Source organism: Paenibacillus glufosinatiresistens, from assembly GCF_031470375.1.
Lineage (GTDB): Bacteria > Bacillota > Bacilli > Paenibacillales > Paenibacillaceae > Paenibacillus_AQ > Paenibacillus_AQ glufosinatiresistens.
On the sequence record NZ_JAVFHT010000012.1, the window covers coordinates 36,677 to 56,996 of the forward strand.

Genomic DNA, 20,320 nt, shown 5'->3' on the forward strand with positions numbered 1-20,320 from the left:
GTAGGGATCCGTCCTCAGCCTTTGTATGCGGTGCTCCACTTCAGCCAGCGCCGCTCCAGCGCCCGGACGCCGACATCGGACAGCTTGCCTGCGGCCATGAAGACGATCAGGCCGACAAAGACGATGTCCGTATTGCTGAACACGCGGGCATCCTGGATCATGTAGCCGATTCCCGAGCTTGCTCCCATCATCTCCGCGATGGCGAGGATGAGCCAGGAGGCGCTGACGGCCAGCCTGACGCCGAGCAGAAGGTTGGGGAGCGCGGCGGGAAGCACCAGCGCCGTCAGCTTGTGCCAGGGCGAATACTGAAGGACCAGCGTGACTTCGTGCAGCTTCCGGTCGGCCGCCCGCACGCCGAGGAAGGTATGGAAGTAGACCGGGAAGAAAGAACCGAGCGCGATCAGCAGAATTTTGGAGAATTCCCCGACGCCGAACCACAGAATGAACAACGGAATCAAAGTCATCAGCGGCACGGTTCTGAGCATCTGCATAGAGGGGTCCAGCGTCTGCTCGGCCCATTTACCGAGCCCGGTGAACAACCCCAGGAGGAGGCCCGTCGCGCCTCCGAGCAGACAACCGGACGCGGCGCGAAAGGCGCTTGCGCCGAGATGCCGGAACAGTTCGCCCGAGAGAGAGAGCCGAACCAGCGATTGGACGATGCGCGAGGGAGCGGGCAGCAGCGTTCCAGAGACCCATCCGAGCATGGATACGGTCTGCCAGAGAAGCAGGACGGCTGCCGGGACGATCCAGCCCTGCCAGCCGGCGGGACGAATGCGCCGCCGGACGGCCGGACGGGCCCGGGGCAGCGGACCCCGGGAAGCGGCCGATGGAGCCGCAGCCCCGGAAGCGGCGGCATGCACGGAGGCCGGCGCCGGATGATCGATCAGTTCGTTCATTTAAGCTCCTCCTCCCTGCCGGTTGTCCTGCCACCGCAGCAGGCGGGATTCCGCCAGCCGGACTATCGAGTCGGTCAGCTTGCCGACGGCCGCAAAGACCAGAATCCCTACGAAGATGACGGCGGTAAGCGAGAACGACCGGGCGTCATTGATAATATAGCCGATGCCCGAGCTGGACCCCATCAGTTCCGCGACCACGAGCGCCAGCCAGCTGACGCCGATGGACAGCCGCATGCCGAGGAAGACGGAGGGCAGCGAAGCCGGAAGCACAAGCCTTGCGATGGTCTGGGCCCGGGTGAATTCCAGCACGCGGGCAACGTCGAACAGCTCGTTGTTCACCGAGCGGACGCCCAGGAACGTATTGACGTAGAGCGGAAAGAAGGCCGCCTTGGCGATCAGCAGAACTTTTGAGGTCTCGTCAAAGCCGAACCACAGAATGAACAGCGGCGCAACAGCCAGATGGGGCAGTGTGCGGAGCAGCTGGATGGAAGGATCGAGCAGCCGCTCGGCCTTCAGCGAGAACCCGACCCACAGCCCGGCGGCCAGTCCCAGACCGCCGCCGAGCAGAAAGCCGAGCGTTGCGCGCTTCGCGGAGATCCAGAGATTGCTCCCTAATTCGCCGGAGCGGGCCATGTCCGTCAGCGCCTCCCAGATCGCGCGGGGCGGAGGAATGAGGACGGCGTTGACGAGGCCCCGCGACGTCGCATACTGCCATACGGCGAGCAGAGCAAGGGGCAGCAGCAGACCGATAAGGGCGTTGGCCGAGCGGATAGCGAACTTGCTTGTTCTAACGGACACGGACGTCACGCTCCTTCGGGGATGGAATCAGGGCTTGCTGTTCTCGGCAGCATACTCGGTGAGCGCCTCTTCGATATAGCGATTGTCGAATACCTCCGAGACATTGACCTGCTTTTTGATGGTGCCGAGCTTGTATTGGAAATCTGCGGTGGCCTGCTGCTGGGCGATTGTCTCCGGGCTCACCGGCGTATTGATATAGGCGGAACGCTCCTGGAAACCCCTCATCAGGTCCACGGGAATCTGGTTCTCGTCCGCATAACGCTGCATCGCTTCATCGTTGTGCGCTTCCTGCCAGCGGAGCGCCTTCTCGATCACTTTCAGATAAGCCACGACCAGCTCCGGGGATTGATCGGCGAACTTGGTCCGCACAAGCTGGAAGGAGGGGGACAGCACGCCCGCGCTTTCTCCGTCGGCGACAATCCGCGCTTTGCCGGTGGCCGTGTTCAGCGTAATGCTCGGATCCCAGACGGACCAGGCATCCACCTTGCCGGCATCGAAGGCGGCCTGCGTCTCATCCGGCTGAAGCTGGATGACCTGAAGATCGGATTCCTTCAAGCCCGCTTTCTCCAAAAGCTGATACAGGAAGTTGAAGGCATTGCTTCCTTTGGTGACGGCAACCTTCTTGCCTTTCAAGTCGGCGGCGGATTGTATGGCGCTGTCCTTAGGCACGATCAGAGCGACGTTGTTCTTGCCGCTGAGCGTCTGGGACACGATTTTGAAATCAATGCCTGCGGCCTGTGCCGCAATCGGGGGCAGATTGCCCATGCCGGCAAAATCGAGGTGGTTGGAGGCCATCGCCTCTACCATCGGCGGACCGCTCTGGAACTCGGAGAATTCGACCTTGGCGCCGAAGGGGGCGAAGGCTTCCTCGAACCATTTCTCTTCCCGGATTTTACCGAACAGACCGCCCTTGCCCTGATAACCGATGCGAACCGTCACGCCTTCGTAGGAGGGGGAGGCAGCCAGGTTCAGCGCGCCGGATTTCCCGTCGGGTCCTGCGGAGGAGGCAGCGGCGTTGACGCTCGAGTCGTTGCTGCCGCTGCCGCAGCCGGCCACGGCCAGCAGCAGGACGAAGAGGGCGAGCAGGGCGAACGTTTTATTTTTCATAGAAAGACAGCTCCTTATAGTCAGATAAATTTAGATGCCGGCTCCCCGGTCGATGGCCGGGCCTTCCACTTTCTCGAATTCACGGAGGACAAGGGTGCGGTATTCCTGGAAGGAGGTGCTGCTGCGTCTGCGGGGATAGGGAAGGTCGATGTCGATGACGCTGCGGATATGCCCGGGCCGGGGGTTCATAATCACGACGCGTTCCCCGAGGAAGACCGCTTCGTCGAGATCGTGCGTGACGAACAGCATGGTTGTGCGGTTGCGTTCCCAGATGTCGAGCAGCACTTCCTGCATATGCGATCTGGTAAAAGCGTCCAGCGCGCCGAACGGCTCATCGAGAAGCAGCACCTCCGGCCTGCGCAGCAGGGCGCGGGCGATGGCGACCCGTTGGGCCATGCCGCCGGACAGCTCCCGGGGGTACGCCCGTTCAAAGCCTTGAAGCCGGACGAGTTCAATCAGCTCGGCGACCCGCTTGCGGACCTCGGGGCTGCGCAGCGACAGGTTGGCGGCAATGTTCTTCTCTACGGTCAGCCAGGGAAAGAGGCGCGGTTCCTGAAAAATAACGCCTTTGTCGATGCCGGGGCCCGAAATGGCCTTGCCGTTCAACTCGACCTGGCCGGTGTAGCCGGTGTCGAGCCCGGCTACAATCTTGAGCAGCGTGCTCTTGCCGCAGCCGCTCGGACCGATGAAGGTCACCAGCTGGCCTTCCTGAATCTGCAGCCGGATATCATGAAGCGCCGTAACCGGCCCGGCCGGCGTGTCAAAAGTGCGGTGAAGCTGGTGAATGGCTAGCACGAAACCGCCTCCTTGTTTTATTAATTAATCAGATAAAAATACTTGGTTTTATAGGGAATAAAAAAACCATTCTCTCCAGTGTGTCTGGTCGAAATAGGTTGAGGTACAAACCGAATAATTAATCGGTTTGTCATATTCGTATTATGTTCTGACGAGTAAGGGGATGTCAAGATGATTTTTATCACTGACATCCCCTTGGAGGGCGTTAAATTCGGTTTCTCTTGTCCAGCAGCTTCAGCACGCCGTCTACCCGAATCGGCGCCTGCACCTCTGCGCCCGGAACGCGCTGCAGGGTCAGGCCCTGGATCAGGCTGACCAGATAGAACGCCAGCTCCAGCGGATCGCCGTCGATCACTGCGCCCTCCCGCTGTCCCTGCTCGATAATGGCGGAGACGGGCAGCAGGTTCCGGGTGAACCGCTCTGTTACCTGACTGCGCGTTCCCGGCAGGGAAGTCTCCGCCAGGCGGGCGCTGTGAATCAGGATGGTATGCGCCCAGTGGTTGCGGACGGACAGCCAGCTGGAACAGATCAGATGCAGCTTCTCCAGGGCCGGCAGATCGAGCGAGGCGGTATGGGTCACAAATTCGCCGTAGGCTGTCTGTCCCCGCTTCAGAATCTCGTCAAAAATCTCGTCCTTGGATTTGAAATAATGATAGACGTTGCCGACGCTGATCTTGGCCGCGGCCGCAATATCGCTGATGCTGACTGCCCCGATTCCCTTGACGGCGATGACTTCAAGCGCGCAGTCCAGCAGGTGGTTGAGCCGCTTCTCGCGCAGCGCTTGGTCTTTCTCGGCATTTCTAGCCACTCGTGTATTCCTCCATCAGGTCTTGACGTGGGATATGCTCTTGGGATGAACCGTTACTTAGTATAAGCCGGTCCCCGGCTGTAAAACAAGGCCGGGCATCCCGTCCGAAACAGCTTGCCATTTGCCGCCGCATGCGATTAAATGAGACCAAACGTCGGAATGGAGGAGAACGGGATGACCGGACAAGAGATGAATCCGCCCCTTCCGCCGGGCCCCGCAGGTTGCGGGGAAGCGGACATGGCGGCCATAGCGGATACACCGGATACAGCGGATACAGCGGCTGCCGCGAACAGCCGTACCGAGCTTGCGACTTTCGCCGGGGGCTGCTTCTGGTGCATGGTGAAGCCGTTCGACGAGCTGCCGGGCATCGTCTCGGTCGTATCCGGCTACACGGGCGGCCGGACGGCGAATCCGACCTATGAAGAGGTCGGAACGGAGACTACGGGTCATTACGAGGCCGTCCGGATCGTGTTCGACCCGGAGCGGTTTCCCTATGAACGGCTGCTTGGGCTGTATTGGCAGCAGATTGATCCGACAGATGCGGGCGGGCAGTTCCTGGACCGGGGAAGCTCGTACCGGACGGCGATCTTCGTCCATGGCGACCGCCAGCGGGAACTGGCGGAGAAGTCGAAGCGGGAGATTGCGGCCAGCGGCCGGTTCAGCGGCCGCATTGTAACGGAGATCCTTCCGGCGGGTCCGTTCTATCCGGCGGAGCCGGAGCACCAGCATTACTACAAGCATCGGCCGTTCGATTATAAGCTCTATCTGAAGGGATCGGGGCGGGCGGATTATTTGGAGGCCCGGTGGAACCGGCGTGAGGACCGCGAGCGTCTGCGGCGGACCCTGACTCCTCTGGAATACGATGTGACGCAGAACCGGGGGATGGAGCCGCCTTTTGACAATGCCTATTGGAACAACCGGCGGCCGGGCGTTTACGTTGACCTTATCACCGGCGACCCGCTGTTCGCGTCTGCGGATCAATACGAGGCGGGTGACGGATGGCCGGCCTTCCGGCGTCCGCTGGCCGAAGGCCGAATCCGCCGGGAAGCGGACCTTCGGCCGGGGATGCCGCGCACAGGGCTGCGCAGCCGGTTAAGCGGGGCCTGGCTCGGCCACCTGCTATATGACGGTCCCGCGCCGGACGGGCTGCACTACCGGGTGAACTCGGCGGCGCTGCGCTTTATACCGGCGGACGGCGAGCTGCACGAAGAGGAGCGGAATTGAATGGAACTGCGCGTCGAAGAGGCGGGACATCAGGATGTGGAGCTGCTGGCTGATATGAACCGCCAACTGATTGAAGACGAGGGACATGATGATCCTCTGGGCTTTCCGAAGCTGAAGATTCGGATGGAGGCGCTGCTTCGCGGCGGCTACCGGGCTTATCTGTTCATGCAAGGCGAAGAGGTGCGCGGCCGGGTGGCCTTCGGCAGACTGCTGAAGATCCTGGATACCGGGGCGCTGGATGTCGAGGTGCTCTCCTGGAACAAGCGGGGACAGGCTTTCTGGAAGTCGCTCGGCTTCGCGGAGCGGAGTGTCTATCTCCGGCGGGAAGGGGGGATGAACGATGTCACAGCTTCAGATTCTGGTCATTGACGATGAATGGAACATGCGCAATCTGCTGCGCATCTACCTGACGCGGGAAGGGTTCGGCGTAGCCGAAGCGGCAAGCGGCAGCGAGGCGCTGGAGCTGATGGGGAGGCAGGCGTTCCACGTGATCCTGCTCGATGTTATGCTCCCGGACATGGATGGATGGGAAGTCTGCCGCCGAATCCGGCAGCATGCGCAGACGCCGGTCCTGATGCTCACGGCACGTTCGGAGACGAAGGATAAAGTACACGGGCTTGGACTAGGCGCAGACGATTATTTAACGAAACCGTTCGAGCCGGAGGAACTGCTGGCCCGGATTCACTCCCTGATCCGCCGGACGACACTCCAACCGGCGGGACCGTCCGCGCTGCGGCTGGAATACGGACGGTTGGCGATTCTGCCCGAAGGCCGGGAAGTGCGGGTCTGCGACCTTCCGGTCGAGTTCACTCCGAAGGAATTCGATCTGCTGCTGACGCTGGCGAAGAACGAGAAGCGCGCCTTCAGCCGGGAGGAGCTGGTCAGTCTGGTCTGGGGAGGCGACTACGAAGGGGAGACCCGGGCGGTCGATACGCATATCAAGAACATCCGGGAGAAGGTCCGGAGAGCGGGCCTCGGCTACAATCCGGTTCAGACGATCTGGGGAGTCGGGTACAAATTCAGCGGGGCGGGCCAAGCCGATGAGCCGGAATAAGATCGGCTTCAAGCTGGGCCTGATGCTGCTGGGCGCCTTTGCGGCCGTTCTGCTGACGCTGGGACTGACGGTCAACCGTGTGTTCACCAATTTCTACAATGCCGAGATGAGAACGGAAGTCGATGAATTGACGAATCACTTCGCTTCCATGAGCGAATCGCACACGCCGGGGGAGGGAGCCGACGAAGCGCTGCTCCAGTTCGCCGACTTCTCGAACGTGAGCTTCGTCGTTGTCTCGGAATCGGGCGAGGTGCTGGAACGTTCGGGCGACCATGACGCGTCCGACCGGAGCTATATTCATCCGGGCGATCTGAAGCGTCTGTTCGCCGGAGAAGCGGTGGAGCTGGAACACCGGAATGACCGGGGGGAACGGTACTTCATCGCGGCAAGGCCCATCGCCGGCGGTGACAGCGCAGGAGACGGCGTCACCGCCGCCGTCTATGTCCTGTCCTCGACCCGGCAGATGGAGGAGTCGATTTCATCGGTCCGCCATGTGCTGTGGCTGGCCGGGGCGGGCGCTTTTGTACTCGCGCTGGGCTTCGCCTGGATTATTGCCCGTCTCCTGACCCGCCCGCTGCTGCAAATGCAGGCGGCGACCCGCCGGATTGCCGCCGGGGAGCTGGAGACGCGCCTTGCGATCCGGCGCAACGACGAGATCGGCGTATTGTCGGACTCCATCAACCATCTGGCGGTGGAATTGCAGCGGTACCGCGATACGCGCCAGGAGTTCCTGGCCAATATCTCGCATGAGCTGCGCACGCCGATCACCTATCTGGAGGGCTATGCCCGGGTCCTCCGCCAGCGCCTCTACGACACCGAGGAAGAGAAGGACAAGTATCTGGACATTATTCATGAAGAAGCGAAGCGCGTGGAGCGTCTGGTCGATGATCTGTTCGATCTGGCGAAGATGGAGGAAGGCGTGATTTCCCTGTCGCTGGAGTGGATCGACCTGGCGGAAATCGCCGACAACGCGGTCCGCAAAATCCGGCTCAAAGCGGACGCCAAGCAGTTGTCGCTCCGGACGGACCTGGCCCCCGGAACGCCGCTCGTCTTCGGCGACGGTCTGCGGCTGGAGCAGATTGTGCTCAATCTGCTGGAGAACGCCGTGCGGTACACCGAGAAGGGCGGCATCGCCGTCGAGCTCGGGCAGCGAAGCGGCCGGGTCTTCCTGGCCGTGGAGGATACCGGAATCGGCATTCCGGAGGAAGAAGCGCCTTATATCTTCGACCGGTTCTACCGGGTCGAGAAGTCGAGATCGCGCCGCTACGGCGGGAGCGGCCTGGGTCTGGCCATTGCCCGGAAGCTGGTGGAGCTCCAGGGCGGAGAGCTTGGGGTGGAGAGCCGTCCCGGGCGCGGCAGCCGCTTCGAGATCCGGCTGGACCCGGGAAGACGGGAAGAGGACGGCCCGCCGGAGGGCCGGGAAGCGGATATGCCAAAAGGACGTTGAAGCCATCGCTTCAACGTCCTTTTTTGGAATGAATCGCATCCGGGTTCAGTGATGCATGCCCGGCATGCCGCTGACAATCTCGGGATTCACCATACCGAAGATCATGGCGACGTGGGCGACAACGAGGAAGCCGCTGACGAGCAGGAAGTGAAGCTTCAGCCGTTCCTCCTCCGTGCGCTTGCGTCCGATCACGCCGAGGTCCAGCAGGGCCAGCGGCAGCAGGAACAGCACTCCAGCCAGGTAGAAGCTGACCGCTACAACGTCCACCCAGGTATGCCATTCTCCGTCCGCCGTCAACGGAATGAAGGTGCCCGGGAAGAGATACAGGAAGACTCCGGTGAAATACAGTCCGGCGATGATGCTGCAGATCCGGTTGAAGGCGCGCAGCCGTCCGTGCAGATTGCGGGTGAACAGGATAAAGAACTCGGTGACCGTAATCGTCTCGGCCAGAATGACCGGAATCGCCATGAACAGAATCAGATTCCAGGGCTGGTTATCCGACAGCAGCGACATGTAGTGCGTCATTGTCATACATTCATTTCCCCCAAGGATTGTAATGAAGAACTCTACGTTCAGTATAGGAGGAAAATATGTAGAAAGTATGTGCCCGACCGGCCGCTGAAGAAGGGCTCTCATGACGTTCTGCGGCCTTTGACGTGCTTCAGCTGGGCGACGATAATGACGCTGATGATGACCAGCAGGAACCAGGAGCTGATCTTGCCGAAGCCGACGAGGTGCCAGCTCTCCCGCTGGTCGGGATACGTCCAGGCTCCCAGGAAGGTCGCAATATTCTCGGCCAGCCAGATGAAGAAGCCGACAAGGCAGAAGGCAACGGTGAGCGGCATCCGGTACACCTTCTCTCTGACCCGGTAGAGAATCCGGGTTCTGCGGAAGACGAGGAGCACCAGCGCCGTCAGCCACCAGCGGACATCGGGCAGGAAGTGGTGGGTAAAAAAGTTCAAGTAAATCGCCCCGCCGAGCAGGCCGGCGGCGGGAAGGCCCGGCCATCCGGTCATATCCATCCGCAGCCGCCGCCAGACCTGGCACATGTAGCTCGCGACGCTGGCATACATGAAGCCGCTGTACAAGGGCACGCCCAGCAGCTTGGTGCAGCCCGGCTCGGGGTACGACCAAGAGCCCATATGAACCTTGTACAGCTCCAGCGCGAGTCCGATCAGATGGAAGACACAGATGACCTTGATTTCATCCGGCGTCTCCAGCCCGCTCAGGTACATCAGGAGCTGCACGCCCAGAAGAAGGAGCAGAATGGCATCGTAGCGGTGGAGATAACCGGGCCATGAAATGGCCTGAGACAAGGCGAGCGTGCCGAAGATGGCGAGCGGGAACAGACAGCTCATCGCCTGATGATAGCCGAAGCACAGGAGCTGAACGAAGAAGGAGTCGAAGCGGCTGGCCGGCGCCGGAGCGGACTCAAGCTTCGGGACAATTGGCATCTTCGTCATCCCGGTACTCCAGAAGATCGCCCGGCTGGCAGTCCAGCGCCCGGCAAATCGCGTCCAGGGTAGACAAGCGGACGGCCTTGGCCTTGCCGTTCTTGAGGATCGACAGGTTCGCCATCGTGATGCCGACACGATCGGACAGCTCGGTGACGCTCATCTTCCGCTTCGCCAGCATCACATCAATATGAATAATAATCGCCATAGGGTTCACCTCTAGACCGTCAATTCGTTCTCGGACTGGATTTCGATCGCCTTGTTCAGCAGCTGCTGCAGAACGGCGGCGAATACGCCGATGACCAAGGCTGCAAATACAACGACCAAGCCGAGGAGAATAAGCCCGGGGGCGTCATCCTTCTCCGCGATCAAATACAGGAAAGGAAGCACCGCGGCGTACAGCAGAGCGATGACGCCTGCGCAGCGCTTGATTGTCTTCAGGGCGCTGACGGACAATTCCGAGAAAGCCTCGTTCCGGTCGATAAAGCGCAGCAGGCTCATGGCCTTATAAAGCGCAATGAAGAAAGGTACCGCAGAAGCGTACATCCCCGCAATGACCGGATACAGCCAGCGCGCATACTCGGGATTGGCCGGATGCCCCAGCACCCGGGGCAAGACCCAGACGCACAGAAGAAGAACCGGAATTCCGATGCCCCAAATCGCCAGCCTCAATATCAGAGTCTCCCGTTTCACGACAAAACACCTCACTGTTTTTTATTATAACTTAACATATATTTATTGAATTACAATATATATTTATTCTTTTCTACAGAGAATAGCCGTTGAGGAGCATAGAGGGCTTGCTTAAGGCATAGGGTGAAGCATGCTTGGTTCAAGGAGGAGATGGGGAGTGGAGACGGCAATGCTCGGCAGCTTTCTGTCGGCGATGGCCACGGTGCTCGGCGCGGCGCCGATGCTGCTGGTCCGGACGCTGTCCGAGAAATGGAAGGATATTCTGGTCGCTTTTACCGCAGGAATTATGGTGTCCGCTTCGACGTTCGGGCTGATGCCCCAGGCGCTGAAGGAATCGGGAGCGATTGCGCTGACGCTCGGCCTGGTCACCGGCGTGCTGCTGCTGGATGTCATTGAGCGGACGGTTCCGCATATGGATGTTGAGAATAAGCCGGGGTCGGCGGGCGTGGACGCCAAGGCGCTTCTGGTGCTGATCGCGCTGTTCATTCACAACATTCCCGAGGGCCTCAGCACCGGCTTCAGCTACGCGAGCGAGCAGGCGTCACTGGGTCCGATGGTGGCGATTGCGATCGGCGCCCAGAATATGCCCGAGGGGCTTATTCTGGCGGTCTTCCTCATAAATTCCAAGGTGTCCAGGCGCAGGACGCTGAAGTTCGTTACGGTGACGGGGCTGATGGAGATGGTGTCGGCAGCTGTCGGCTATTTCTTGGCGAATTCGATTCGGAATGTCGTTGGCTACGGCTTGGCGTTCGCAGCGGGAGCCATGCTGTTCATCGTCTACAAGGAGTTGATTCCCGAGAGCCACGGCCATGGCTATGAGCGGCCTTCCACGTATTCCTTCATTGCCGGCCTGCTGGCGCTGGTGTATATCACGTATTGGTTCGGATAAAAAGACAGACCCGCCGCCGTTGAACGGCTGCGGGTCTGCGGTCTGCTATATAACCTGCCGGAGCAGGCAGGAGGGGGTCCTCTGCTCCGGCAGGCGCTTCAGAAGCGGCATTGCCGTTCTTACTGCTTCACAATATCCTGGATGGCTTTGTCCAGCTTCGCCAGCAGCTGGTCGCGGTCGATCGTGCCGCCCATGTATTCCTGCATAGCGGCGCCGAAGCCCTGTGTTACGCCATCCGGGAAGCGGTCCCATGTCCAGCTCAGAGCATCTGCGGATTTCTCCTGCACAGCTACGCCAACCTGGCCGATGTCGGCTGCTTCAGCCGGAACGCCGTTGAATGCCGGGAGGAACTTGAATTCTTTGGTCAGATATTTCTTGCCGGTCTCGGAGCTGACGAGCCAGTTCAGGAACGCCTTGGCTTCTTCCGGATGCGCGGACTTGCTGTTGACGATCCAGTTGTTCGGTACGCCGACGAAGACATGGCCCGGTTCATCGCTGATCGGCAGCGGAAGCACGCCGAGGTTCAGATTCGGATCGATTTTGTCGATGTCGCCCTGGGTCCAGTTGCCCTGCTGCATCATAGCGGCCTTGCCTGAAGCGAAGTCGGCGACTTGAGTTGCATAGTCGGTCGTCATCTTGTTCTTCTGGGCGTTGTTGAAGATGACGTCAACCAGATCCAGCCACTGCTTGAAGATGGCGTTGTCCTTGATCGTCTGCTTGCCGGATTTCAGATCCTCGATGAAGGCAGCCGGGTCAGGCTGGCTGGCCATGCCTACGTTCACCAGGTGAATGCCAAGGGACCACCATTCGTTCGTTGTTTCAAACGGAGTGATCTTGGCGGCTTTCAGTTTCTCTACCGCATCCTTCAGCTCGGACAGCGTCTTCGGCTCATTGGTAATGCCGGCCTTCTGGAACAGGTCCTTGTTGTAGATGATGCCGTAGCCTTCCACGTTCATCGGCATGCCGTACAGCTTGCCGTCAACGGTGGTCGGGATCTTCGCGGAATCGAGCACATTGCTTACCCAAGGCTGGTCGGACAGGTCAGTGGCGCGGTCCATGTAAGGCTGAAGTGCGGTGAATCCGCCGTTGTTGAAGATTTCCGGCTCGGAACCGGAGGCGAGCTCGGCTTTCAGCAGCGCGCCGTAGTCTTCGCCGCCGCCGTGGGTTTCCACTTCAACCTTCACGCCGGTTTCTTTCTCGTATTCTTTGGCCAGCGCGTTGAGCTGCTCGGCGATTTCAACCTTGAATTGGAAAACCTTGATGGTGACATCCTTCTTAGGCGCTTTCGTGGCGGCCGGGGCTGCGGTCTCTGCGGTGCCGCTGTTGGTTGCCTTGGCAGCGTTGTTATTGTTGTTGCCGTTGCCGCAGCCGGCTACAGCCAGTGCGCAAACGATTGGCGCAACAAGCGCGAGTCGTTTTTTGTTCATTGATAAATGCCTCCCTGTTTTCTGTTTGTAAGTGTTTACATCATGATCGTAATCGAACCGCCGCATCTCCAACACTTAATATCTTGTCTGAAAAAGTGGATATTGTTGCGGGAGACCGGCGGCGGATCTTCTTAACCTTTGACGGAACCGGCGGTAACGCCTTCGACAATATACTTCTGCAGACTCAGGAAGAAGATCAGGATCGGTACGACCGCCATGACCAGACCGGCCAGCGCGAGATCCCACTTCTTCGTATATTGCCCAAAAAACTTGGTGACGGCAAGCGGCAGCGTTGTCAAATCTTTGTTGCCCCCGATGACAAGCACCGGCATCAGATAGTCATTCCAGATCCAGAGGGTGTTCAGAATGATGACCGTGACGATAATTGGCATGAGCAGCGGGAACACGATCCGGAAAAAGACGCCGTACGGGTTGGACCCGTCCACGCGCGCCGCTTCCTCCAGTTCAACCGGCACCGTCTTGATGAAACCGTGGAACAGGAAGACCGACAGCGGCATGCCGAAGCCGAGATAGCAGGCGATAATGCCGTACAGGTGGCCGCGCAGTTCAAGCAGGCTGGTCACCCGCACGAGCTGAAGCATCAGCGACTGAAACGGGATAATCATCGCCGCCACAAGCAGCAGGAACACAAAATTGTTGAACTTGGTCGGCCGGCGGACGATCTGATAAGCCGCCATGGAGCTCAGGATGACGATCAGCACGACGCTGAACCCGGTAATCTGGAGCGAGTTCAGGAAGGCCTTCGGGAAGTCGATCATGCTCCATACATCGGAATAGTTGCTCCAGTGAAAGAGCGACGGGAAGGAAGCCGCATCCAGCAAAATTTCCTTCAGCGTCTTCACCGAGTTGCTCAGCACCAGATAGAACGGAGCAAGGAACACGAGGGCCAGCAGGATGGCGATGACTTCCAGCAGGAGGGTTCGGGTATTATAACGGCTGGCGTTCATCAGGCGGATACCTCCTTGCGCTTGGTGAGAATAACCTGGGTAACGGTAATCAGCGAGACGGCGACGAAGAACAGCAGCGCCTTGGCGGTGCCGAGGCCGTACCGGTTGTTGATCAGCGCTTCGGAGTAAATGTTGTACGCCAGCGACTGCGTCGAGGTTCCGGGACCGCCCTTGGTCAGGGACAGGTTAAGGTCGAACATCTTGAAGGCGTTCGAGATCGTCAGGAACAGGCAGATTGTAATGGCCGGCATGATGAGCGGCACATAGACGCTTTTGAACAGCTGGTGCGGACGGGCGCCGTCAATTTTGGCCGCTTCGATCAGGTCCTTCGGAATTCCGGCCAGCGAGGCGATGTAGATAATCATCATATAGCCGGCGGTCTGCCAGACAAAGACGATGACCAGTCCCCAGAAGCCGGTGTTGGCCGTCCCGAGCCACGGAAGCTCGAAGAAGGAAAGGCCGGTTTTTTCTCCGATGGTCAGGAAGCCCTTAGTGAAAATGAACTGCCAGATATAACCGAGCAGAATGCCGCCGATGACGTTCGGCATGAAGAAGACGGTGCGCAGCAGCTTCTTCGTCTTCAGGGCGGCGGTCAGCATCATGGCCAGCCCCAGGGCCAGCACGTTGGCGATGATAACCGACACCACGGTGAACCGCAGCGTGAACAGGAGCGAATCCCAGAACTTCTCGTCATGCCAGATCCGGACCCAGTTGTCCGAGCCTGTCCAGGTGGCCTTGTTGAGATCCAGACCGTTCCAGTCGGTCGAAGAATAATAGAACCCCAGAATAAACGGTGTCACGACGATCGTGAGGAAGAAAATCAGGGCGGGCCAGAGGAACACGATTTGCTGGCTCCAGCCTTTGCGTAAACCTAGCGCTTTTCTCATAGCGGTTCTCCTTTTGACAGATTGGCTTGTGTCGTGGTACATGGTTTAATTATAGAAAGCGCTATCCGCTTCCAACACTCAATATGATGATAAGAAAAGTGGATTATATTGCTCGGCCCCATCGCCGGGAGGATCAGGAGGAGCCTCATTGTTCAAACACAGTATCCGCAGCCGGCTGATTGCGCTGGTGCTTCTGGCCGCGGTTATTCCCGCCAGCGTGTCAGTCATCTTCTCGTACTACTTCACCCGGGAATCGGTAACGCGCCAGTCCATCGCCCAGAACGGCAAGCTTCTCTCGCTCGGCGCGGCCGATCTTGGCAATTATTTTGAGGGCATCGACCAGCGGGCCTCAAGCGTGTACAGCGGCATCAACGTGGCGGGATCTTTCTACACGGCCATCCTGACGGCGAAGAATGCGAGCGGTGTGCCCGTCTCGGATACGGCCCTGCCGGACAACCGGCATATCATGTCCAGCCAGCTCTACAATCTGTATACGGCGGACCGCAGCATCTTTCAGATCCACCTCTTCATTCGGAGCATCCGGCAGTCCAATACGCTGCTGGCCGGCCAGTTCCGGCAGGAGACGAATCTGACCTACCGGCCCCAGGACAACCCGGACGGCACGAACCGGCCCTTCGTGGAGCCGGCCCATCCGGATCACCAGTACGGCGTGAAATCCGGCTTCTCGAACTACCGGCCGGGCATTACGTCGGTGTTCACGCTTCATTATCCCGTATACAAGACACCCAGCGACGAGATTCTGGCCGACCTCTCGATCGACTTCAAGCTGAGCGAGCTGGAGAATATTTCGGCCGCGATGTACAATGCGGGAACGGAGCGTCTCTATATTGCGGACGAGCGCGGACAACTGCTGTACGCGCAGGGGGACGGCTGGGTCGGACAGCCGCTCTCGGAAGGCTGGAGCGGACTTCCGGCGGACAAGGAGAGCGGGCATTTTTCGTGGAGAGACGGGAACTTCCAGGGCATCGTGCTCTATCAGCATGTGGATACCCGGCTCTTTCAGGGCTACATCGTGAAGCTGGTGTCCTATGACGAGCTGTACACGGACGCGCGGACGATTACCGGCATCAATACCGGCATCGGCGTGCTGCTGGTAGCCGTTGCGGGCATCGCAGGGGTGCTGATCTCGATCTCGTTCACTCGTCCGATCAAGAAGCTGATCGCCTATACGCAGCGGGTGCAGATCGGGCAGCTCGGCGCCCACATCGAGCCGGTCAGCGAGGATGAATTCGGTCTTCTGACCCGCAAGATCACGGATATGACGCGCACCATCAACGATCTGATTCTGAACGAATACCGGCTGGAAATCGCCAACAAAACGAATGAGCTGAAGGCGCTCCAGGCGCAGGTCAATCCGCATTTTCTGTACAACGCGCTTCAGTCGATCGCCAGCTTGTCGCTTCGTCTCGGCGCGCCGAAGATCTACGACCTGATCTATTCGCTCGGCAGCATGATGCGCTATTCGATGACGACGAACAATCCGCTGGTTACGCTGGCGCAGGAAGCGGAGCATGTGGAGAATTACCTGATTCTGCAGCAGGAACGCTTCGGGGCGGAGAATCTGTCGCTGACGCTTGACCTGGAGGAACGGATTCGGAGCATGATCGTACCGAAGATGATTCTCCAGCCGATTGTCGAGAATATGTTCAAGCATGCTTTTCCGGACGGGGTACAGGATGTCCGCATTGAAATCCGGGGAAGGCTGGACGAAGAACGCCGGCTGCTGATTACGCTCCAGGACAACGGCCGGGGCATGCCTGCGGAGCGCCTGGAGGAACTCAGACAGTGTCTGGACGAGGAGGCGCTGGACGGGTCGGATGAGGAAGGAATCGGACTGCGGAACGTTCTGGCCCGGCTGCGGCTGCAGCTCGGGGCAGGCTGCGGCCTGCTGCTGGAGAGCAGCGGGGCGGGCACGCGGGTGACGCTGGTGATTCCGCGCAGCTTAGAAGAACCCAAGGAGGAAGAACAATGACGAACGTATTGATCGTGGACGACGAGAAGCATGTCCGTGAGGCCATCCGATATTTTGTGCCGTGGGATCAGTACGGGGTAACCGGCATTTATGAAGCAAGCAACGGACGGGAAGCGATGGAACTGGTTCAGCAGCACCGGCCGGCCGTCGTCTTCACCGATATGCGGATGCCGCTGGTCGACGGCGCGTCGCTTCTAGAGTGGCTGCATAGCCATGCGCCCTACACCAAGACGGTTGTGGTCAGCGGGTACCAGGATTTTGACTACGTCAAGCCGGCCATCGTGTACGGCGGAACGGATTACCTGCTCAAGCCGGTGAGCGGCAAGCAGGTAGCCGAAGCCGCGGAGCGGGCGTTCGAGCTGTGGAACAAGGAGAAGAACGAACGGGAACAGGCCTTCCGCCAAAAAATCCAGCTCAACGTGCTGCGCCCGCTCTACTGGGATAAGGCGCTGTCCGACCTCGTGACCGGCCGGAAGGCATACGCCGAGCTGGCCTCGGCGATGGAAGAGGAGCTGGGACTGCCCTCCGGAGCGGCGGCCTGCCGGATGGCGATCGTCTCGCTGCAATCCGCCGGAGGCCGACTGCTGCGGAAGCTGCACGACGATGTGCAGTTGACCGCTTTTGCCGTGGCCAACATCTGCAATGAGATTCTCTCCCGGGACCGCTCGGGCTTCGCCTTCCGCTACTGGCATGACGGCGCCGATGTGGCGCTGCTGCTCTGGAGCCGGGAACCGGCACTGGGGCTGCTGGAAGAGATCAACCGCTCGATGGAGGCGGCTTACCGGATGGGGCTGGAGATCGGCCTGAGCGCGGAGCAGCCGTTCCCGGACGGCATCCGCCTGGCGTTCCACCAGGCCGGTCTGGCGCTGGATGAACGCAATCTGCTGGGAGCGCCGGCCGGGGTTCAGGAATTCCGCGAGGCGGCGCTGCCTACGGAGAACGCAGCGGAGACCGAAGCGCTTCAGCCGCTTGCGGAGCGTTTCGGCCTGGCGCTTCTGACCGGCGACCCCGAACGGGTCGGCCGCGCGCTGGCCGAATTCTGCGAGCGGCTGACGGGTCTGCCGCTCTTGACCGGCAGCGTCTTCTCCTACTGGCAGGAGAAGATTATGGACGAGATCCGGCGCTGGCTCCGGGAATGGGCGGGGGACGGCGATGCCCGCGAACTGAAGCTGCCGGGATACTCCGACGAGGCGGGCAACTTCTCGCTGGTTCTCTGGCAGCGCCGGCTGATGGAGCTGTTAACGGAGCTGTGCGCCGAATTCCGGCTGTCCCGGACTTCGGACAGCCGGATTGTGCTGGAAATCCGCGATTACCTGGACCGGAACTTCGAGCGCGAGCTGACGCTCCAGCATATCGCCGAGCGGTTCTACCTAAGCCGGGAGAATGTCTCGCGCAAGTTCAAGCAGGTGACGGGCGAGAATCTGTCCGACTATCTGACCCGGCTGCGGATCGACAAGGCCAAGAGCCTGATCCGGCATACGGACATCCGCCTGTCCCAAGTGGCCGAGAGAGTCGGCTACGAGGACGAGAAATATTTCAGCCGCGTCTTCAAGAAGGCGACGGGCCTGACGCCGCGGGAATACCGGAAGCTGGGAGGAGCGGACGGAGCAGAGTAGGAACGGTGGACATGGTCCGCCGTCGCGCCGGGGCTGCGAGAATGCCTGAACCGCCCGCCGGTGTCTCTGGCTCACGCCTTGGATCAGCGGCAGTAGTGCACAGCTGGCTTCCCTTAGCGGACCCGAGAGACCTTATTTTTGCGTACAGGCTTCCTATGCCGGATTACCGGACTCCAGAGACCTTATTGGCCGATAATAGCGTTAAACATCGGGCATAATTCTTCATATAAGGTCATCTGGGTCCGATCCCAGCAGCAAAACGCCGGTTTCAGCGTTAATAAGGACTCTGTGGTCCGGTGGGCGGGTCCGCCGGGCTGGCCGGCTTGCCTTTTGTTCGGGGATTGCAGCCGGACAGGGGAGGGCCGCGTCCTTATAGGTGAGTGCATGGCGTGAAGGGACAGGGTGCCCAGTACGCCGGCTTTATGCAGGGAGATCTCCCTCTCCGGCCACTTCCGGCCGCTGTAGGTTCATTCCGGCCCGGAGCATCCTGCGGCTAAAGCGTCTTCAGCCGATTCGCCAGCGGCCGGTCGTCCCAGATCTGGACTTCGATATAGCGCTCGGGGCCGCCCGCTCCGTGCGGGTTCCAGACCTGCGGAAGCCCGTACACATCCATCAGGCCGGTTATTTCCTTCAGGGTGTAGATTTGTCCCCGGTAAGGCTTTCCGTCCCGGTACCGCATGGTCGGGAACAGGTCGCCGTAGGTGAAGCTGATCCGGTCTTCCTCAAAATCCCCGACGGACAGGTCAAGCTGCCTTCCGTCCTCGTACCAGTCCAGCAGCCACGGGCATTCTCCCAGTGTCATGTAATGGGGGCAGGAGCGAAGCGGCCGTCCGCCCTTGCGGATGAATTGCTCCCGGGCAGCCGTCTCCAGGCTGCGGCGAACCGCCAAATAATCGGGCGTCCGCTGTCCGGCAAAGCTGGTTCCGCGAAGCCGAAGTTCCTCCAGCACGGCTTCCGCTTCTTCCGGCTCCAGGTCGGACAAGTTGCGGAAGGGGCCGAGGGAGGCTTCATAATAATGATAGAGCGATGGAATCATGAGTCCTCCTTGTTAAGCGTGCGCGGCAATAATGGTTCACTATCCATGTTCGCCGCCGCTGACCCGATCTCCTATCTATGGCTCTCCGTAAAACGAAGCAGGCCCCCGGTCCATCGGAACGGGGGCCTTGCTCTTGCACCTGGCGGCAGTGCCTGCACCTGGCGGCAGTACCTGCATCTGGCGGCAGTGCCTGCATTGGCTGGCAGCGGCGCTTGGTCTAGCCGCGCAGAATTTCTTCAATCCGCTCCAGTTCGGCGGCGGACAGCTCCGGCGCATCCAGAGCGGCGGCGGCGTCTTCAATCTGGCTTACCTTGCTGGCGCCGATCAGGGCGGAGGTGACCCGTCCGCCGCGCAGCACCCAGGCAAGAGCAAGCTGGGACATCTTCTGGCCGCGTTCGGCGGCAAGCTCGTTCAGTTTGCGGACCTTGCCGAGCACTTCTTCCGTAATCTCGTTCTCGGACAGGAAGACGCTGGGGCCGGCGGCCCGGGAATCCGGGGCGATGCCGTTCAGGTAGCGGTCGGTCAGAATGCCTTTATGCAGCGGCGAGAAGGCGATGGAGCCGATGCCTTCTTCATCCAGCACACCCTGAAGCCCGTCTTCGATCCAGCGGTTGAGCATGGAGTAGCTGGGCTGATGAATCAGACAAGGCGTACCGAGGCTGCGCAGAATGCGGGAAGCTTCCCGCGTCTCTTCCGGGCTGTAGTTCGAGAGCCCGACATACAGCGCTTTGCCTTGGCGGACAACGGCGTCGAGTGCGCCCATCGTTTCTTCCAGCGGCGTGTTCGGATCGGGGCGGTGATGGTAGAAAATATCGACGTAATCCAGCCCCATCCGCTTCAGGCTCTGATCGAGGCTGGATACGAGATATTTGCGGGAGCCCCATTCGCCGTAAGGGCCGGGCCACATGTAATACCCGGCTTTGGTCGAGATAATCAGCTCGTCGCGGTAGGGAAGCAGGTCTTTCCGGAGCATGGAGCCGAAGGCTTCCTCCGCCGAACCGGGGGGCGGGCCGTAGTTGTTGGCCAGGTCGAAATGGGTAATGCCCAGATCAAAGGCGCGGCGAATCATCGCCCGTCCGTTCTCGAACGTGTCGATGCCGCCGAAGTTATGCCACAGGCCGAGCGAGACGGCCGGCAGGCGCAGCCCGCTGCGCCCGCTGCGGTTATAGGTCATTTTGTCATATCGGGTATCCGATGCTGAATACATCTGCAATCATCCTTCCAGGTG

The 20,320-nt window shown here is 60.1% G+C and carries 21 protein-coding genes; 7 read left to right on the forward strand and 14 right to left on the reverse strand.

All coding sequences use genetic code 11. The features are described 5' to 3' along the window. Positions 1-14 precede the first annotated feature (14 nt). From RBI05_RS13375 to RBI05_RS13395, 5 genes are all read right to left on the reverse strand, one after another. Positions 15-896 carry an ABC transporter permease gene (locus RBI05_RS13375; RefSeq protein WP_310551467.1) on the reverse strand — a complete coding sequence of 294 codons (882 nt, stop codon included), beginning with the start codon at positions 894-896 and terminating at the stop codon, positions 15-17. Next, positions 897-1,694 (reverse strand): ABC transporter permease, encoded by a 798-nt coding sequence (locus RBI05_RS13380; protein WP_150457977.1) that lies wholly within the window; start codon positions 1,692-1,694, stop codon positions 897-899. A 27-nt stretch (positions 1,695-1,721) separates the two neighbouring features. After that, positions 1,722-2,801, reverse strand: a complete 1,080-nt coding sequence (locus RBI05_RS13385) for an aliphatic sulfonate ABC transporter substrate-binding protein (RefSeq protein ID WP_150457978.1) — start codon at positions 2,799-2,801, stop codon at positions 1,722-1,724. Positions 2,802-2,831: 30 nt separating this feature from the next. Further along, positions 2,832-3,596 (reverse strand): ABC transporter ATP-binding protein, encoded by a 765-nt coding sequence (locus RBI05_RS13390; protein WP_150457979.1) that lies wholly within the window; start codon positions 3,594-3,596, stop codon positions 2,832-2,834. A 205-nt stretch (positions 3,597-3,801) separates the two neighbouring features. Further along, complete coding sequence (locus RBI05_RS13395; RefSeq protein ID WP_150457980.1) at positions 3,802-4,404, reverse strand: TetR/AcrR family transcriptional regulator; 603 nt, start codon at positions 4,402-4,404, stop codon at positions 3,802-3,804. 237 nt (positions 4,405-4,641) lie between these two features. Between RBI05_RS13395 and msrA the strand changes: the two genes are divergently transcribed. From msrA to RBI05_RS13415, 4 genes are read left to right on the forward strand one after another with little or no spacing between them, the layout of a single operon-like run. Further along, on the forward strand, positions 4,642-5,628 hold the full coding sequence (msrA, locus tag RBI05_RS13400; RefSeq protein ID WP_310551517.1) for a peptide-methionine (S)-S-oxide reductase MsrA: 987 nt from the start codon (positions 4,642-4,644) through the stop codon (positions 5,626-5,628). Beyond that, positions 5,629-5,997 carry a hypothetical protein gene (locus RBI05_RS13405; protein ID WP_310551468.1) on the forward strand — a complete coding sequence of 123 codons (369 nt, stop codon included), beginning with the start codon at positions 5,629-5,631 and terminating at the stop codon, positions 5,995-5,997. After that, a complete protein-coding gene (locus RBI05_RS13410; protein ID WP_310551469.1) occupies positions 5,969-6,682 on the forward strand; it encodes a response regulator transcription factor in 714 nt (237 codons plus the stop codon). Before RBI05_RS13405 ends, RBI05_RS13410 begins: the two co-directional genes overlap by 29 nt. Next, positions 6,669-8,129: a sensor histidine kinase gene (locus RBI05_RS13415; protein ID WP_310551470.1), complete on the forward strand. Its 1,461-nt coding sequence runs from the start codon at positions 6,669-6,671 to the stop codon at positions 8,127-8,129. Before RBI05_RS13410 ends, RBI05_RS13415 begins: the two co-directional genes overlap by 14 nt. Positions 8,130-8,174: 45 nt before the next feature. Here RBI05_RS13415 and RBI05_RS13420 read toward each other — a convergent pair whose 3' ends face one another. The 4 genes from RBI05_RS13420 to RBI05_RS13435 form a co-directional block, all read right to left on the reverse strand. Continuing rightward, on the reverse strand, positions 8,175-8,660 hold the full coding sequence (locus RBI05_RS13420; RefSeq protein WP_150457984.1) for a DUF6803 family protein: 486 nt from the start codon (positions 8,658-8,660) through the stop codon (positions 8,175-8,177). Positions 8,661-8,761: 101 nt separating this feature from the next. After that, a complete protein-coding gene (locus RBI05_RS13425; RefSeq protein ID WP_310551518.1) occupies positions 8,762-9,583 on the reverse strand; it encodes a DUF817 domain-containing protein in 822 nt (273 codons plus the stop codon). Continuing rightward, on the reverse strand, positions 9,561-9,791 hold the full coding sequence (locus tag RBI05_RS13430) for a helix-turn-helix domain-containing protein (RefSeq protein ID WP_310551471.1): 231 nt from the start codon (positions 9,789-9,791) through the stop codon (positions 9,561-9,563). The genes RBI05_RS13425 and RBI05_RS13430 overlap by 23 nt, the downstream gene beginning before the upstream one ends. A gap of 11 nt (positions 9,792-9,802) precedes the next feature. After that, on the reverse strand, positions 9,803-10,255 hold the full coding sequence (locus RBI05_RS13435; RefSeq protein ID WP_310551472.1) for a DUF2975 domain-containing protein: 453 nt from the start codon (positions 10,253-10,255) through the stop codon (positions 9,803-9,805). 178 nt (positions 10,256-10,433) lie between these two features. Between RBI05_RS13435 and RBI05_RS13440 the strand changes: the two genes are divergently transcribed. After that, positions 10,434-11,165, forward strand: a complete 732-nt coding sequence (locus RBI05_RS13440; RefSeq protein ID WP_310551473.1) for a ZIP family metal transporter — start codon at positions 10,434-10,436, stop codon at positions 11,163-11,165. Positions 11,166-11,284: 119 nt separating this feature from the next. Here the strand turns inward: RBI05_RS13440 and RBI05_RS13445 are convergent, their stop codons facing one another. The 3 genes from RBI05_RS13445 to RBI05_RS13455 all read right to left on the reverse strand — a co-directional run bounded on the left by RBI05_RS13445 (position 11,285) and on the right by RBI05_RS13455 (position 14,447). Beyond that, entirely contained in the window at positions 11,285-12,592 is a 1,308-nt protein-coding gene (locus RBI05_RS13445; protein ID WP_150457988.1) for an ABC transporter substrate-binding protein, read from the reverse strand. Between the two features lie 131 nt (positions 12,593-12,723). Then, entirely contained in the window at positions 12,724-13,563 is an 840-nt protein-coding gene (locus RBI05_RS13450) for a carbohydrate ABC transporter permease (protein WP_408638333.1), read from the reverse strand. After that, positions 13,560-14,447, reverse strand: a complete 888-nt coding sequence (locus RBI05_RS13455) for a carbohydrate ABC transporter permease (protein ID WP_310551474.1) — start codon at positions 14,445-14,447, stop codon at positions 13,560-13,562. Before RBI05_RS13455 ends, RBI05_RS13450 begins: the two co-directional genes overlap by 4 nt. Positions 14,448-14,595: 148 nt before the next feature. Here RBI05_RS13455 and RBI05_RS13460 point away from each other — a divergent pair, with 148 nt between their 5' ends. Next, the gene (locus RBI05_RS13460) at positions 14,596-16,440 is read left to right on the forward strand and encodes a sensor histidine kinase (protein WP_310551475.1); all 1,845 of its coding nucleotides are present in this window, start codon (positions 14,596-14,598) and stop codon (positions 16,438-16,440) included. After that, a complete protein-coding gene (locus RBI05_RS13465) occupies positions 16,437-18,056 on the forward strand; it encodes a helix-turn-helix domain-containing protein (RefSeq protein WP_310551476.1) in 1,620 nt (539 codons plus the stop codon). The genes RBI05_RS13460 and RBI05_RS13465 overlap by 4 nt, the downstream gene beginning before the upstream one ends. 493 nt (positions 18,057-18,549) lie before the next feature. Here RBI05_RS13465 and RBI05_RS13470 read toward each other — a convergent pair whose 3' ends face one another. Together RBI05_RS13470 and RBI05_RS13475 are read right to left on the reverse strand one after the other, a co-directional pair. After that, positions 18,550-19,092, reverse strand: coding sequence for a hypothetical protein (locus RBI05_RS13470; protein ID WP_310551477.1), 543 nt, complete (start codon positions 19,090-19,092; stop codon positions 18,550-18,552). A 217-nt stretch (positions 19,093-19,309) separates the two neighbouring features. Then, a complete protein-coding gene (locus tag RBI05_RS13475) occupies positions 19,310-20,299 on the reverse strand; it encodes an aldo/keto reductase (protein WP_310551478.1) in 990 nt (329 codons plus the stop codon). Positions 20,300-20,320 lie beyond the last annotated feature (21 nt).

Excerpts from the sequence above, each read along its gene's own strand:
- RBI05_RS13430 (WP_310551471.1), bottom strand. The coding sequence starts at position 9,791 with ATGGCGATTATTATTCATATTGATGTGATGCTGGCGAAGCGGAAGATG.
- RBI05_RS13415 (WP_310551470.1), top strand. The coding sequence starts at position 6,669 with ATGAGCCGGAATAAGATCGGCTTCAAGCTGGGCCTGATGCTGCTGGGC.
- RBI05_RS13375 (WP_310551467.1), bottom strand. The coding sequence starts at position 896 with ATGAACGAACTGATCGATCATCCGGCGCCGGCCTCCGTGCATGCCGCC.
- RBI05_RS13465 (WP_310551476.1), top strand. The coding sequence starts at position 16,437 with ATGACGAACGTATTGATCGTGGACGACGAGAAGCATGTCCGTGAGGCC.
- RBI05_RS13425 (WP_310551518.1), bottom strand. The coding sequence starts at position 9,583 with ATGCCAATTGTCCCGAAGCTTGAGTCCGCTCCGGCGCCGGCCAGCCGC.
- RBI05_RS13470 (WP_310551477.1), bottom strand. The coding sequence starts at position 19,092 with ATGATTCCATCGCTCTATCATTATTATGAAGCCTCCCTCGGCCCCTTC.
- RBI05_RS13420 (WP_150457984.1), bottom strand. The coding sequence starts at position 8,660 with ATGACAATGACGCACTACATGTCGCTGCTGTCGGATAACCAGCCCTGG.
- RBI05_RS13445 (WP_150457988.1), bottom strand. The coding sequence starts at position 12,592 with ATGAACAAAAAACGACTCGCGCTTGTTGCGCCAATCGTTTGCGCACTG.
- RBI05_RS13455 (WP_310551474.1), bottom strand. The coding sequence starts at position 14,447 with ATGAGAAAAGCGCTAGGTTTACGCAAAGGCTGGAGCCAGCAAATCGTG.
- RBI05_RS13410 (WP_310551469.1), top strand. The coding sequence starts at position 5,969 with ATGTCACAGCTTCAGATTCTGGTCATTGACGATGAATGGAACATGCGC.
- RBI05_RS13475 (WP_310551478.1), bottom strand. The coding sequence starts at position 20,299 with ATGTATTCAGCATCGGATACCCGATATGACAAAATGACCTATAACCGC.
- msrA (WP_310551517.1), top strand. The coding sequence starts at position 4,642 with ATGGCGGCCATAGCGGATACACCGGATACAGCGGATACAGCGGCTGCC.
- RBI05_RS13385 (WP_150457978.1), bottom strand. The coding sequence starts at position 2,801 with ATGAAAAATAAAACGTTCGCCCTGCTCGCCCTCTTCGTCCTGCTGCTG.
- RBI05_RS13405 (WP_310551468.1), top strand. The coding sequence starts at position 5,629 with ATGGAACTGCGCGTCGAAGAGGCGGGACATCAGGATGTGGAGCTGCTG.